Below are 14,430 nucleotides of genomic sequence, written 5' to 3' on the forward strand. Positions count from 1 at the left end.
CATGGATCTCGCGGTGCGGGCGGAGCAGTTGCGCAGTGAACGACGCCCGTTCGTCGAAGCGACGGTCGTGCGGGCGCAACCACCGACGTCCGCGCACTCGGGCGACCGGGCGCTCGTCCTCGCCGACGGCACGATCGAGGGGTTCGTCGGCGGGCAGTGCACCGAGAGTTCCGTGCGCGAAGCGTCCCGCACGGTGCTCGAACGAGGGGAGAGCATGCTCCTGCGGGTGCTGCCCGCCGGGGCCGGCGAGTTCCCCGACGCCCCGGGAGCGACGATCGCGGTCAACCCGTGCATGTCCGGTGGGGCCACCGAGATCTTCCTCGAACCGCGGATGCCCGCGATCGTGGTGGCCGTCTTCGGGGACTCGCCCGTCGCCGAGGCCGTGGGCGACTTCGCGCGGCGCGTCGAGTACTCGGTGGAACCGATCCGGGGGACGCGCGTGCCCGCCGAGGCGTCGGTGGTGATCGTCGCGAGCCACGGGGGCGACGAGGCGACCGTGATTCGCGCGGCCCTCGACGCCGGAAGCCGATATGTCGGCCTGGTCGCGAGTCGCACCCGGGGCGCCGCGGTGCTCGACGAGGTGGAACCGACCGACGACGAGCGTGCCCGCATCCACACCCCGGCCGGCCTCGACATCGGTGCCCGCACCCCGGCCGAGATCGGCTTGTCGATCGTCGCCGATATCGTGCGTGTCGCGCGCAGCGGCGGGCTCGCCCGATCCTCCGAGGAGACCGGTCGACGCATCGAGGTGCCGCGGGAGACGGGCCCGAAACCGCGCACGGCCGTCGACCCGGTGTGCGGGATGACCGTCACGGTCACCGAGTCGACTCCGCACCTCGTCGTCGCCGGGCGGACGGTGTGGTTCTGCTGCCCGGGCTGCCGCCGCCGCTACGAGAAGGACGACGTGGCGTGACCGATCCGTCGTCCCCGGGCATCTTCACCGACGTCGACGACGTGGTCGCCAGGTTCGACGACCACGACCATCTGCTCGATCAGGGCACCGCCGCCGCGATCCACCTCGCGGTCGCGCTGGGCCGACCGTTGTTGCTCGAAGGCGAACCCGGGGTCGGCAAGACCACCGCCGCCAAGGTGCTCGCGCAGATTCTCGGCAGCCCGCTGATCCGGTTGCAGTGCTACGAGGGACTGTCGGTCGCCGAAGCTCTCTACGACTGGAACTATCAGCGTCAACTGCTCGCGATCCGGCTCGCCGAAGCGCGTGGCGAGGTTCCCGCCGAGGCCGATCTGTACTCCGAGGAGTACCTCCTCGAACGCCCCATCCTGCGCTGCGTCCGCCATCGCGGCGACAGACCCGCCGTCCTGCTCGTCGACGAGATCGACCGCGCCGACGACGAATTCGAGGCGCTGTTGCTCGAGTTCCTGGGGGAGTTCGCCGTGACCGTCCCCGAGCTCGGCACCCTCACCGCGACCCGCCCGCCCGTCGTGGTGCTCACCTCCAACCGGAGCCGCGACCTGCACGACGCACTGCGGAGGCGCTGCCTGTACCACTGGATCGACTTCCCCGACCGTGCCCGTGCGGTGGCGATCCTGCGGCGCACGGTGCCATCGGCGAATGTCGCGCTCGTCGAACGCGCCACGGATTTCGTCGCGGTGGCCCGCGGACTCGATCTCGACAAGGCGCCGGGGATCGCGGAGACCATCGACTGGGTGTCGGCGCTCGCGGCGCTCGGCGTCGCCGACCTCGTCCGGCCCGAAGCGGCGATGTCGCTCGCCGCACTGGCGAAGACCCCCGACGACGTCGATGCGCTGGGGGAAGCGCTGACCGGGTTCGTCTCCACCGAGGTGTCGTGAGCGCCCGGTTGCTTCCCGGGGTCGATCACGCGGCCTTCGCGGTCGGACTGGTCGACCGGCTCAGGTCCGCCGGGATCGTGGTGCCGGCGGACGGCGCGGCGACCTTCACGCGTGCGCTGCGCGTGTGCCCTCCGAGCACCCGGAGCCGGTTGTACTGGACGGCGCGGCTCACCCTCGTCGACCGGCACGAGAGCCTCGCCACCTTCGACGCGGTGTTCGACCGGGTCTTCGGCGACGCTCCGCTCCCACTCGACCCGCACGCCCGCCGCACCGGACCCGAGGACGACGGCACGCCCGCGGCGCCCACGACGGACGCGTCCCGTCTCGGGCGGGATGCTCCGGCCGGTGGCCACGACGTCCCGTGGGTCACGAGGACCGTCGTCGAATCGGCGGAGGGGGAGCGGGCGGCCGACCGGCCCGGCCGCGAGGTCGCGAGTGCGCTGGCGGAGATCGCCGACCGACGATTCGACGACCTCGACCCCGCACGACTCGCACTGCTCGAATCGTGGATCGAGGAGGCCGGCGTCCGATGGGCGACCCGCCGCACCCGGCGCCGGGTCGAACGCCACACCGGACGCGTCGACGTGCGGGCGAGCATCGCCGCCTCGCACAGCACCGGGTTCGAACCGCTCCGGTTGATCCGCACCCGTCCCGGTCGACGGCGGCGGCAGATCGTCGTCTTCTGCGATGTCAGCCGGTCGATGCGGCCCTACGTCGGGGTGTATCTGCATCTCGTCCGTGCTCTTGCGCACACCGGAACGGCCGAGGTCTTCGTGTTCTCCACCACAGCGACGCGTCTGACGCCGGTCCTGCGGCACCGGTCGGTCGAGCAGGCGATCGACATCGCCAACGACCGGGTGCGGACGCGGTTCGGGGGCACCCGCATCGCCGGGTCCCTCGCCGAGGTGGTCGCCTCCCACCACGGCCACCTGTTGCGCGGAGCGATCGTCGTCGTCGCGTCGGACGGTTGGGACAGCGACGATCCCACCGCACTCGCGCACGTCCTGGCCAGGATCCGGCGACGCGCCCACCGGGTGGTGTGGCTCAATCCGCGGGCCGGGCAGTCCGGTTTCACGCCCTCCACCGGGGCGATGTCCGCGGCGCTCCCGCACTGCGACGCGTTGGTGGCGGCCGACACACTCCTCGCGTTGCAGCACGCCGTCGACGTCGTCACATGCGCCGATTCCGGCCCCGGAGGGCTCCGACGGCGTGTCGTAGGTCATGGCGTGGACGTCCTACCCTGGTAGGCATGGCAACATCCGAGCTCGCGTCTCCCGCGCAGCCTCCGGCGCCCGCCCCTACGAGGGGAAACCCGCCGGCACTGCTGATCCTCTTCGGCCTCCTCGCCGCCATCGTCGCGGCGTTCGCGGTCGGACTGTCCGCTGCGCAGGCTCTGGTGTTGCTCGGCATCCCCGATCCCGGTCCGCTCACCACCTACGGTCTTCCCGCGGTCCGTGCGATCTCCGAGATCGCGACCGTGATCACGATCGGATCGCTGTTCTTCGCGGCCTTCCTCGTGCCCCCGCAACGAGGGGGTGTGCTCGACGTCGGCGGCTACCGTGCCGTCCGGACCGCGGGCGTCGCGGCGACGGTGTGGGCGATCACCGCGGCGCTGATGGTGCCGCTGACCCTGTCCGACACGTCCGGCAGCCCGCTGAGCGAGGCCATCCGTCCGGAGAACCTCTTCTCGGCGCTCGGCCAGGTGGAAGTGTCGCTGGCCTGGGCCTGGACGACGGTGCTCGCCCTGATCACCGCCCTGCTGATCCGGCTCGCGGTGCGCTGGTCGTGGACGCCCTATCTGCTGCTGCTGTCGTTCATCGCGCTCATGCCGATCGCCCTGACCGGGCACTCCTCGTCGGGCGGTTCGCACGACATGGCGACCAACAGCCTCGTGCTGCACCTCGTCGCGGCGTCCGTCTGGGCGGGCGGGCTGTTCGCCCTGCTCGCGCATTCGATGCGGGGTGGCGAGCACACCGACATCGCGGCGCGGCGGTTCTCCTTCGTCGCCGGACTCGCCTTCGTCGTCATGGCCGTCAGCGGCATCATCAACGCCGCGGTCCGCATGTCGTTCGACGACCTGACCACGACCACCTACGGCCGGTTGCTGCTCGCGAAGATCGTCGCGCTCATCCTGCTCGGCATCTTCGGCTGGGCGCAGCGCCGCCGGGCACTGCCGGCCCTCGAAGCCGACCCCACCAACCGGTCCGCGCTCGTGCGGTTCACCCTCGTCGAGGCGTTCGTCCTCGCCGCGACGATCGGTCTGGCCGTGGGACTCGGCCGCACGCCCCCGCCGCCGCCGGCCTCGGTGCCGACGATCCAGGAGGTCGAGCTCGGCTACCAGCTCGACGTACCGCCGTCGTTCGTGAGCCTGTTCTTCGGCCAGTGGCGCTTCGACCTGATCTTCGGCACGGCTGCTCTCGTGTTCGCCGCCGCCTACGCCGTCGGACTGTGGACGCTGCGCAAGCGCGGCGACTCGTGGCCGGTCGGCCGGTCGATCGCCTGGTTCTCGGGTTGCTTCGTGCTGTTCGTCGCCACCAGTTCCGGCGTCGGGATGTACTCGCCGGCGATGTTCAGCGTGCACATGGGCGCGCACATGGCCCTGTCGATGCTCGCCCCGGTGCTCCTCGCGCTCGGTGGGGCGATGACCCTCGCCCTGCGTGCGTTCAAGCCGGCCGGACGCAACGCCCCTCCCGGACCGCGCGAATGGATCCTCGAGTTCCTGCACAGCCCGCCGTCGCGCTTCTTCACGCATCCGATCGTCGCGTCGGTCATGTTCGTAGGCGGCTTCTACGCCCTGTATCTCGGCGGGATCTTCTCCGCGACCATCGACAGCCACACCGCGCACGTCCTGATGAACCTGCACTTCCTGCTCAGCGGCTATCTCTTCTACTGGGTGGTGATCGGCGTCGACCCGTCGCCGCGCGACCTGCAGCCGGTGACGAAGCTGGCCATGGTCTTCGGCTCGCTCCCGTTCCACGCCTTCTTCGGTGTCACCCTCATGAGCATGGGCACGGTGATGGCCGAGAGCTACTACCGCGGCCTGGCACTGCCGTGGAACTACGACCTGTTCTCCGACCAGAAGGTCGGCGGCAGCATCGCGTGGTCGGCCGGTGAGATCCCGCTCGTGCTCGTGATGCTCGCCCTGCTCGTCCAGTGGTCGCGCAGCGACCGGCGCACGGCGCGACGTGTCGACCGGGCCGCCGAGCGCGACGACGACGCCGACCTCGCGGCACACAACGCGATGTTCGCCGAGCTGGCGCGCCGCGACCGCGAGGGTCGCTGACCGCACCCGCCCCGGACGTGCACATCTCGTCGCGACACGCCGAAACGGACCGACGAGACGTGCACGTCCGAGGAGATCAGGCCGTTGCTGTCGTGCGGGTGGGGGAGCGCTCGGCGCCGATACGGATCACCACGGTGGCCACGACCGCGATGACCGCGGCCGTCACGGCGGCGACCGCTGCGGGCGTGGACACCAGCCCACCGTCACCCGTGCGGGCGACCGCGATCCATGCCAGACCCCACACGAGCGCGCCGGTGACGGCCAGCCGGCCCCGGCCCGCAGTCGCGAGGAGGACGGAGACGGCCGCGACGACGGCCAGCACGATGATCGCCCAAACGTCGGCTCCCCAGCCGAACGGATCGATGTCCTCGTAACGCAGGGCCGCGGAGGTGTTGGCGACGGTCGCCACCGACACCCAGCCCAGGTAGACGAACATCGTGCCGTCGACGACCACCGCTTCGAGCCTGCTCGACGGCAGCACGCGCGTGAAGATCAGGAACACCCGGACGAGCACCGCGAGCAGCGCGACGATCACCACGACACTCAGCCAGACCTGGTCGAACTGGATCGCCGTGATCCACGCGGCGTTGAGCAGCATCGATGCGGCGATCCACCAGCCCGCCGCACGCTGCCGCGGATCGGTGTGGTTCGCCGGCAGCGCCTGCCACACCGCGAGCGCGAGCAGACCGGCGTAGATGAGGGTCCAGATCGAGAAGGCCGGGCCGCCGGGAGCGACCGCTGTGGCATCCGCCGACAACGCACCACCCGCGGCCTCCGCGACCGGCGTCCCACCGGCCGCACCCGAACCGAAGAACGACACCACGACGGCAAGCGGAGCGCTCACCGCCACGGCCACGATGCGGGCGATGTCGCGACCGGTGCGGGTCGCGGGAGATGTGGCGGGCGCGGATCCGTGGGAGTGGGATGTCATGCCGGGAGGGTGCCCGTCCTGCGGATCACTCAATCCCGGTCCGGCGAATCGGACGAATGCGGACGTAGCGGCCGCACGGCCCGTATCGTCCACGACGTGACCCGTACCGCGCGTGTCCCGGCCCTGCTGCTCACCTGTGCCCTGGCACTGCTGACACCACTCCTCGCACCTCCCGCGGTGCATGCAAGTCCGGCGCCGGGGACCGTCGTCGATGTCGCTCCGCTCGAGCCCGGGCTGTCGCTGCCCGGCGCGTCCTCGGCGCGGACCCTGGCCTACACGACGCAGTGGCGCAGCGGCGCTCCCATCACCGCGACCGGGGCATTGTTCCTTCCCCACGGCACGCCTCCCGAGGGAGGGTGGCCCGTCGTTGCGTGGGCGCACGGCACCGTCGGCCTCGACGACTCGTGCGCACCCTCGCGGCTGCCGCGCACACCGCGCGACACCGCCTATCTCGACCACTGGCTCGGGCAGGGCTACGCCGTCGTGGCGGCCGACTATCCGGGTCTCGGGTCGGACGGACTGCACCGCTATCTGGACGGGCAGAGCGCCGCGAACAGCGTCATCGACATCGTGCGGGCAGGACGCGCCGTCGAACCGTCGCTGTCCGACCGCTGGGCCGTGATCGGCCAGTCGCAGGGCGGGCACACCGGTCTGCACACCGCGCACGCGGCGACCACCCGCGCACCCGAACTGGACTTCCGCGGGACGCTCACGACCGGCGCCCCGTCCAACCTCGAGTACCTGTTCCCGCTCGGATTCCCGGGCTTCCCCGATCTCGGCCTCGACGGACTCACCGCCTTCGCCGCCTACATCTTCGCGGGCCTGCGCGCCGCCGATCCCGCCCTGGACCTCGACGGATACCTCACGCCCCTCGGCCGGGAGATCGTCGACGCCGCCGAACACCTCTGCTACGACGACCTGATCGACCGGTACGGCGAGGTCGGCATCGGTGAGGTCCTCGCCCGACCGCTGAACGACGACCGGTTCCGTGCGGCGTTCACCGACTACCTCGCCGTGCCGACTGCCGGATACGACCGGCCGCTGTTCCTCGCCCAGGGCCTGCGCGACACGACGGTGCCCGCCCCTCTCGCGTTCAAGCTGATCGCGGATCTGTGGGCCGGTGGTGCGAACGCGCAGTTCAGGACGTATCCGACGGGGCATTCGGAGACGATGTTCGCGTCGCTGCCCGACACCACAGGCTTCGTCGCGGAGCTACTGCGACCGTGACAGCTGCGCTGTTGCGACCCCGACAGCGGAGCTGCTGCGACCCCGGCAACTGCTCCGGCACCTGCCGGACTCCGGCGCCGGCCCCACCTGTCGTGCTCGCACGATGTGGGTTATCGACCGTCGACCGATACGCTGGTGGTCATGGCGGAGTTCATTTACACGATGAAGAAGGTGCGCAAGGCGCACGGTGACAAGGTCATCCTCGATGACGTCACCATGAGCTTCTACCACGGCGCGAAGATCGGCGTCGTCGGACCCAACGGCGCGGGCAAGTCGTCGATTCTCAAGATCATGGCCGGGCTCGATCAGCCCAGCAACGGCGAGGCCTTCCTCGATCCGGAGGCCACCGTCGGCATCCTCCAGCAGGAGCCGCCCCTCAACGAGGAGAAGACGGTCCGGGAGAACGTCGAGGAGGGCCTCGGCGAGATCAAGGTCAAGCTCGACCGGTTCAACGAGATCGCCGAGCTCATGGCCACCGACTACTCCGACGAGCTGATGGAGGAGATGGGCAAGCTCCAGGAGGAGCTCGACCATGCCAACGCGTGGGATCTCGACTCGCAGCTCGAGCAGGCCATGGACGCTCTGCGCTGCCCTCCGCCGGACGAGCCCGTCACCCATCTCTCCGGTGGTGAGCGCCGCCGTGTCGCGCTGTGCAAGCTGCTGCTGAGCAAGCCCGACCTGCTGCTCCTCGACGAGCCCACCAACCACCTCGACGCCGAGTCGGTGCTGTGGCTCGAGCAGTTCCTCGCGTCCTACCCGGGCGCCGTGCTGGCCGTCACCCACGACCGGTACTTCCTCGATCACGTCGCGCAGTGGATCTGCGAGGTCGACCGCGGCAAGCTGCACCCCTACGAGGGCAACTACTCCACCTACCTGGAGAAGAAGGCCGAGCGTCTCGAGGTCCAGGGCAAGAAGGACCAGAAGCTGCAGAAGCGGCTCCGTGAGGAGCTCGAATGGGTCCGCTCCGGCGCCAAGGCCCGGCAGACGAAGAACAAGGCGCGTCTGGCCCGCTACGAGGAGATGGCAGCCGAGGCCGAGAAGTACCGCAAGCTCGACTTCGAGGAGATCCAGATCCCGACGCCGCCGCGTCTGGGCAACGTCGTTGTCGAGGTCGAGCACCTCGACAAGGGATTCGACGGCCGCGTCCTGATCAAGGACCTGTCGTTCACGCTGCCGCGCAACGGCATCGTCGGTGTCATCGGCCCCAACGGCGTCGGCAAGACCACGCTGTTCAAGACCATCGTCGGTCTCGAGGAGCCGGACAGCGGCACCGTCAAGGTGGGCGACACGGTCAAGCTGAGCTACGTCGACCAGAACCGCGCGAACATCGATCCGAAGAAGACGGTCTTCGAGGTGGTCTCCGACGGTCTCGACTTCATCGAGGTCGGACAGAACGAGATGCCGTCGCGTGCGTACGTGAGCGCGTTCGGGTTCAAGGGCCCCGACCAGCAGAAGCCGGCCGGTGTGCTCTCCGGTGGTGAGCGCAACCGCCTGAACCTCGCGCTCACGCTCAAGGAGGGCGGCAACCTGATCCTCCTCGACGAGCCGACCAACGACCTCGACGTCGAGACCCTGTCGTCGCTCGAGAACGCCCTGCAGCAGTTCCCGGGCTGCGCCGTCGTGATCTCCCACGACCGCTGGTTCCTCGACCGCACCTGTACCCACATCCTGGCGTGGGAGGGCAACGTCGAAGAGGGCAAGTGGTTCTGGTTCGAGGGCAACTTCGAGGCCTACGAGGCGAACAAGGTCGAGCGTCTCGGAGCCGATGCGGCACGTCCGCACCGCGTCACGCACCGGAAGCTCACGCGTGACTGAGCACAACGGCCACCGGCCCTACCGGTGCCCGATCGAGGTTCGCTGGGGCGACTCCGACCGCCTCGGACACGTCAACAACGCCAAGGTAGTGGAGTACCTGCAGGAAGGGCGCATCAAGTTCTTCCGGAGCGAGCTGCCGGCACGCGACGCCGTCGTGGTCCGGAAGATGGACGTCGAGTTCCTGCGACCGCTCAAGGACTCGTCGGCGCCGATCGAGGTCGAGACGACGGTGCTGCGTCTCGGCACGAGCTCGTTCACGGTGCGTCAGACGATCCTCGACCGGGAAGGCGTGGTGTGCGCTGTCGCCGACACCGTGCTCGTCGGCTTCGATCCCGAGACCGACACGTCCCGGCCGCTGACCGACGAGGTACGGACGGTGCTCGACCGGCACCGTGCCGTCGCACCCACCGGCTGAGCCGGCACGTCGTGTCGGCCGGCCGAGCCGGCCATCCGACCCGCCGGTTCCGACCCCCCGACTGCGCGCCGCGGATAGGCTCGATCACGAGTCCGTCCGCGGCGCGCGGTGTATCCGCCCGAGAGTGCAGGAGGGGTGTCGATGGCCGATCCGGCTGTGGCGCAGACAAATTCAACAGGCAGCGATGCCTCTCCCGAGGCAGTCCTCGAGCGGATCTATCAAGGCTCCGGAGAGTTCACCACCGACCACGGCACAGCCGCGCTCGAGCACGTCCGCCTCGGTCGCCGCCGCGCGCCGGACACTGCTGTCGTCGGTGTGCGCCGCACCGAGGGTATGGGTGTCGCCGTGCAGATCGTCACCGACGACATGCCGCTGCTCGTCGAATCGGTGCTGGCACTGCTCTCGCGGCTGGGCGTCTCGGTGGGGACGGTCATCCACCCCGTCCTGTCGGCGCGTCGCACCGCCGAGGGCGATCTCGGGAGCCTGGCCGACGACAGCGGACGGGCCTCGGGCGGCGCCGCCGAATCGTGGATGCACATCGAGTTGCGCGGGCCCGTCGACGACGAGTCGGTCGAGGAGATCGATCACGGTCTGCGGCGCGTGCTCTCCGATGTGCGGCAGGTGGCGTCGGACTCCGGCGAGATGCACGCCCTGCAGCGCGACCTCGCGGACGCACTCGACGGCCTGGCCGCCCACCCGCCCGCGCAGTACACGGCCGACCAGCTCACCGAGACCGCCGAACTGCTGCGGTGGTTGAGCGGCGGGAACTTCACCCTCCTCGGCTACCGCCGCTACGACTTCGTACCCGACGGCGGCGACGGCAACGTGCGCGCGATGCCCGTGCCCGGAACCGGCAGGGGAGTGCTGCGCACGGATGCCTCGGTCGCCGACCCACTCGACCTGCCCGGTGAGGTCGGAACGGGCCACCGTCCGCTGCTCGTGCTCACTCAGGGCGCGCTTCCCGCCACCGTGCACCGGTCCGTCTATCCGTACTTCGTCGGCGTCGCCCGACTCGACGCCGACGGCGCGGTCGTCGGGGAGGATCGTTTCCTCGGTGTCCTCACGGTGACCGCTCTGCACGAGAACATCCTCGACATCCCCGTGGTGTCGCGCCGGGTGCGGGAAGTCGTCGCGCGGGCGCGGGTCGAGCTGTCGTCCTACAGCGGTCAGGCGATGCTCGAGATCATGCAGACGGTTCCCCGCGCGGAACTGTTCTCCATGGACACCGACACCCTCTACGAGACCGTCACGGCGGTCGTCGACATCCGCCGGCAGGTGCGGTTGTTCGTCCGCGTCGACACCTACGGGCGGTACATCTCGTGCCTGGTCTACCTGCCACGCGACCGCTACACGACGAAGGTGCGCGTCGCGATCCAGGACATCCTGTTGCGCGAGTTCGGAGGCGGCGTGCTCGACTACACCGCGCGGGTCTCCGAACGCGACCTCGCGTTGCTGCACGTGACGATCCGGTTCTCCGGGCGCGCCCGTCGCGAGGTCGACACCTCCGAGGACAACCGCCTGCGGATCCAGGCGATGCTCGCGGAGGTGACCCGCAACTGGGCCGATCGGCTCGGGGAGGTGGCAGCGGCGACCGGCGATCTCGACCCGTTGCTGGTACAGCGGTACGCCGAGGTCGTGCCCGAGGCGTACAAGGAGGACTTCGGCTCCGAACGCGCCCTGGACGACCTGCGGCGTCTGGAAGCCCTCGACTCCGGTGATCTCGACACGCACCTGTACCGCCCGGGCTCCGACGACCCGTTGTCGTTGCGCTTCACCCTGTACGTCGCGGACGAGACGGTCACCCTCGGCCGGATCCTCCCGGTGTTGCAGAGCCTAGGTGTGGAGGTCGTCGACGAGCGGCCCTACCGGCTGCCGCGATCGGACGGAATAGACTGCTGGATCTACGATTTCGGGCTCTGCCTGCCCGAGGACATCGAGCCCGACATCGTCGAGACCGACCCGACGCTGGCGGGTCGACTCACCGACACCTTCACCGTGGCATGGCGGGGGGCGGTCGAGACCGACCGGTTCAACCAGCTCGTGCTGCGCGCCGGGCTCACCTGGAATCAGGTCGTGCTACTCCGGGCCTACGCGAAGTACCTGCGCCAGACCGAATTCCCGTACAGCCAGTACAACATCGAAGGGGTGCTGCTCGGTGCCCCGCGCACCGCGGCCCTGCTCGTCGGGCTGTTCGAGTCCCGGTTCGATCCGGAGAACGCATCGGCCGAACGCGAACAGCAGATCGCCGAGGAACTCACGACGACGATCGCGGAGGTGACCGCACTGGCCACCGACCGCATCCTGCGGGGGCTGTTCTCCTTGATCCGTGCCACCCTGCGCACCAACTTCCACGTGGCCGGCGGAATCGGGCACGAACGTCCGGACGGCCGGGCGTTGTCGCTCAAGTTCGAGCCGCGGCGGATCGCCGAATTACCCCAACCGCGACCGGCTTTCGAGGTGTTCGTCTACGCCCCGGCCGTCGAGGGCGTCCACATGCGGTTCGGTCCCGTCGCCCGCGGCGGCCTGCGCTGGTCGGACCGCCGGGAGGACTTCCGCACCGAGGTGCTCGGCCTGGTCAAGGCGCAGGCAGTGAAGAACGCGGTGATCGTGCCCGTGGGGGCGAAGGGCGGCTTCGTCGTCAAGCACTCGCCCCGTCCGACCGGCGACGCCGAGGCGGATCGTCGTGCCGTCCGCGAGCGTGGCGAACGGTGCTACCGGTGCTTCATCGCCGGTCTACTCGATATCACCGACAACCTCGACGCCGCCCGTAACGAGACGGTCCCGCCGCAGCGGGTCGTGCGTCACGACAGCGACGACCCGTATCTCGTGGTGGCCGCGGACAAGGGCACCGCCTCGTTCTCCGACCTCGCGAATTCCGTTGCGGCGGAATACGGCTACTGGCTCGGCGACGCCTTCGCCTCCGGTGGTTCCGCCGGCTACGACCACAAGGAGATGGGCATCACCGCGCGCGGTGCGTGGGAGAGCGTCCGGCGGCACTTCCGCGAACTCGGATCCGACCCGCAGACGGACGATTTCACCGTGGTCGGCATCGGGGACATGAGCGGTGACGTCTTCGGCAACGGCATGCTACTGAGCCGGCACATCAGGCTCGTCGCGGCCTTCGACCATCGGCACATCTTCCTCGATCCCGATCCCGATCCGGAGCGGTCGTTCGAGGAGCGGCGCCGGCTGTTCGAACTGCCGCGGTCGTCGTGGAAGGACTACTCGGCAGAGCTGATCGCGGCCGGGGGCGGGGTGTGGGACCGGACGGCCAAGTCGGTGCCCGTCGGTCCCGAGGTGCGTGCCGTGCTCGACCTGCCCGACGAGGTCACGGAACTCCCACCGCCCGAACTGATCCGCGCGATCCTGCGCGCACCCGTCGACCTGCTGTGGAACGGCGGTGTCGGCACCTACGTGAAGGCGTCGACGGAAACCCATGCGGACGTGGGGGACAAGAGCAACGACGGCGTGCGCGTCGACGGGCGGGAACTGCGCGCCCGGGTCGTCGGCGAGGGCGGCAATCTCGGTGTCACGCAACGCGGCCGCATCGAGTTCGCCCGCGCCGGCGGGAAGATCAACACCGACGCGATCGACAACTCGGCCGGTGTCGACAGCTCCGACCACGAAGTCAACATCAAGATCCTCCTCGATGCCATGGTGACCGCCGGTGAGCTCGCGGAGGAGGACCGCAATCCGCTGCTCGCGTCGATGACCGACGACGTCGCCGAACTCGTTCTGGCCGACAACATCTCGCAGAACGCGGTGCTCGGCCTCGAACGGGCCGTCGCGCCGTCCCTGCTGGGGGTGCACCGTCGGCTGCTCGCGGCCCTCGAACTCGATCGCGGACTCGACCGCGACCTCGAGGCCCTGCCCGACGAGGCCGAGTTCGACCGTCGCGAAGCGGCGGGGGAGGGGCTGACGTCGCCCGAACTGTCACAGCTCCTCGCCCACGTCAAGCTCGCCCTCGTCGACGACCTGCTCGCCACGGACCTGCCCGACAGCGAGACCTTCGCGGCGATCCTGCCCGCCTACTTCCCGTCCGCTCTGCGCGAGCGGTTCCGGGCCGGGATCCGGGCGCATCCGCTGCGCCGGCAGATCGTCGCGACCATGCTGGCCAACACCACCGTCGACAACGGTGGCCCCACCTACGTCTACCGGCTCGCCGAGGAGGCCGGGGCGACGGCGACCGACGCCATCCGCGCCTACGCCGCCGTCACCACCATCTTCGGGTTGCCGGCCCTGTGGGACGAGATCCGGGCCGCCGGGCTGCCCGTCGACATCGAGGACGACCTGTTGCTCGAATCCCGCCGCGTGCTCGACCGGGCGTCGCGCCGGCTCCTCGCCACACGGCCGCAGCCCCTCGCGGTCGGCGCCGAGATCAGCCGCTACCGCGACGCCTTCGCGCGTCTCGCCCCGCGGGTCGCGGACTGGATGCGCGGGCACCACGCCGAGGACTTCGTGCGCCGCACCCGCCCGCTCCTCGAGCGGGGAGCACCGGAGGAGCTGACCGGCGTCGTCTTCCGGCTCCTCGACCAGTTCCCGCTGCTCGACGTCATCGACATCGCCGACATCGAACAACGCGACGAAGCGGAGGTCGCCGACCTCTACTACGCCCTCGACGCGCGCCTCGGTGTCGACCGCCTGCTCACGGCGGTCTCCGGGCTGGAGCGGGGCGACCGCTGGCATTCGCTGGCGCGACTCGCGCTGCGCGACGACCTGTACGGCTCGTTGCGTTCGCTCGTCCTCGACGTGCTCGCCGGCGCCGAACCCGGGGAATCGACCGAGGAGATGATCGAGGACTGGGAGTCGTCCAACGGATCCAAGCTCGTCCGTGCGAGGGCGGCGCTCGACGAGATCTTCGCGTCTGGAAGTCTGGACCTCGCCACCTTGTCGGTGGCGGCACGACAGATCAGGGGCATGGTGCGCACAGGCGCATCCGATCGGAGGTAA

General features: G+C 69.9%; 9 protein-coding genes. 8 read left to right on the plus strand and 1 reads right to left on the minus strand.

The genetic code is table 11. The features are described 5' to 3' along the window. Position 1: 1 nt before the first annotated feature. Genes AC0LPE_RS08765 through AC0LPE_RS08780 form a run of 4 tightly spaced genes read left to right on the plus strand, consistent with a single transcriptional unit; the run spans position 2 to position 5,092 of the window. Complete coding sequence (locus AC0LPE_RS08765) at positions 2-913, plus strand: XdhC family protein (RefSeq protein WP_490606330.1); 912 nt, start codon at positions 2-4, stop codon at positions 911-913. Further along, positions 910-1,809 carry an AAA family ATPase gene (locus tag AC0LPE_RS08770; RefSeq protein WP_016692461.1) on the plus strand — a complete coding sequence of 300 codons (900 nt, stop codon included), beginning with the start codon at positions 910-912 and terminating at the stop codon, positions 1,807-1,809. Before AC0LPE_RS08765 ends, AC0LPE_RS08770 begins: the two co-directional genes overlap by 4 nt. Then, positions 1,806-3,056 carry a vWA domain-containing protein gene (locus AC0LPE_RS08775; protein WP_088897389.1) on the plus strand — a complete coding sequence of 417 codons (1,251 nt, stop codon included), beginning with the start codon at positions 1,806-1,808 and terminating at the stop codon, positions 3,054-3,056. Before AC0LPE_RS08770 ends, AC0LPE_RS08775 begins: the two co-directional genes overlap by 4 nt. A 2-nt stretch (positions 3,057-3,058) precedes the next feature. Further along, the gene (locus AC0LPE_RS08780; RefSeq protein ID WP_145691849.1) at positions 3,059-5,092 is read left to right on the plus strand and encodes a bifunctional copper resistance protein CopD/cytochrome c oxidase assembly protein; all 2,034 of its coding nucleotides are present in this window, start codon (positions 3,059-3,061) and stop codon (positions 5,090-5,092) included. 76 nt (positions 5,093-5,168) lie between these two features. On the opposite strand, the gene AC0LPE_RS08785 is transcribed toward AC0LPE_RS08780, so the two are convergent. Beyond that, positions 5,169-6,023: a TspO-related membrane protein gene (locus AC0LPE_RS08785; protein WP_490606039.1), complete on the minus strand. Its 855-nt coding sequence runs from the start codon at positions 6,021-6,023 to the stop codon at positions 5,169-5,171. A 123-nt stretch (positions 6,024-6,146) separates the two neighbouring features. Between AC0LPE_RS08785 and AC0LPE_RS08790 the strand changes: the two genes are divergently transcribed. The 4 genes from AC0LPE_RS08790 to AC0LPE_RS08805 all read left to right on the plus strand — a co-directional run bounded on the left by AC0LPE_RS08790 (position 6,147) and on the right by AC0LPE_RS08805 (position 14,430). Beyond that, a complete protein-coding gene (locus tag AC0LPE_RS08790) occupies positions 6,147-7,250 on the plus strand; it encodes a lipase family protein (RefSeq protein ID WP_490606331.1) in 1,104 nt (367 codons plus the stop codon). A 141-nt stretch (positions 7,251-7,391) separates the two neighbouring features. Continuing rightward, the gene (gene ettA / locus AC0LPE_RS08795; protein ID WP_026061184.1) at positions 7,392-9,065 is read left to right on the plus strand and encodes an energy-dependent translational throttle protein EttA; all 1,674 of its coding nucleotides are present in this window, start codon (positions 7,392-7,394) and stop codon (positions 9,063-9,065) included. Beyond that, entirely contained in the window at positions 9,058-9,480 is a 423-nt protein-coding gene (locus AC0LPE_RS08800) for an acyl-CoA thioesterase (protein WP_301848698.1), read from the plus strand. The genes ettA and AC0LPE_RS08800 overlap by 8 nt, the downstream gene beginning before the upstream one ends. Before the next feature lie 141 nt (positions 9,481-9,621). Beyond that, positions 9,622-14,430 (plus strand): NAD-glutamate dehydrogenase, encoded by a 4,809-nt coding sequence (locus AC0LPE_RS08805; protein WP_145691846.1) that lies wholly within the window; start codon positions 9,622-9,624, stop codon positions 14,428-14,430.

This window comes from Rhodococcus sp. S3, from assembly GCF_058211795.1.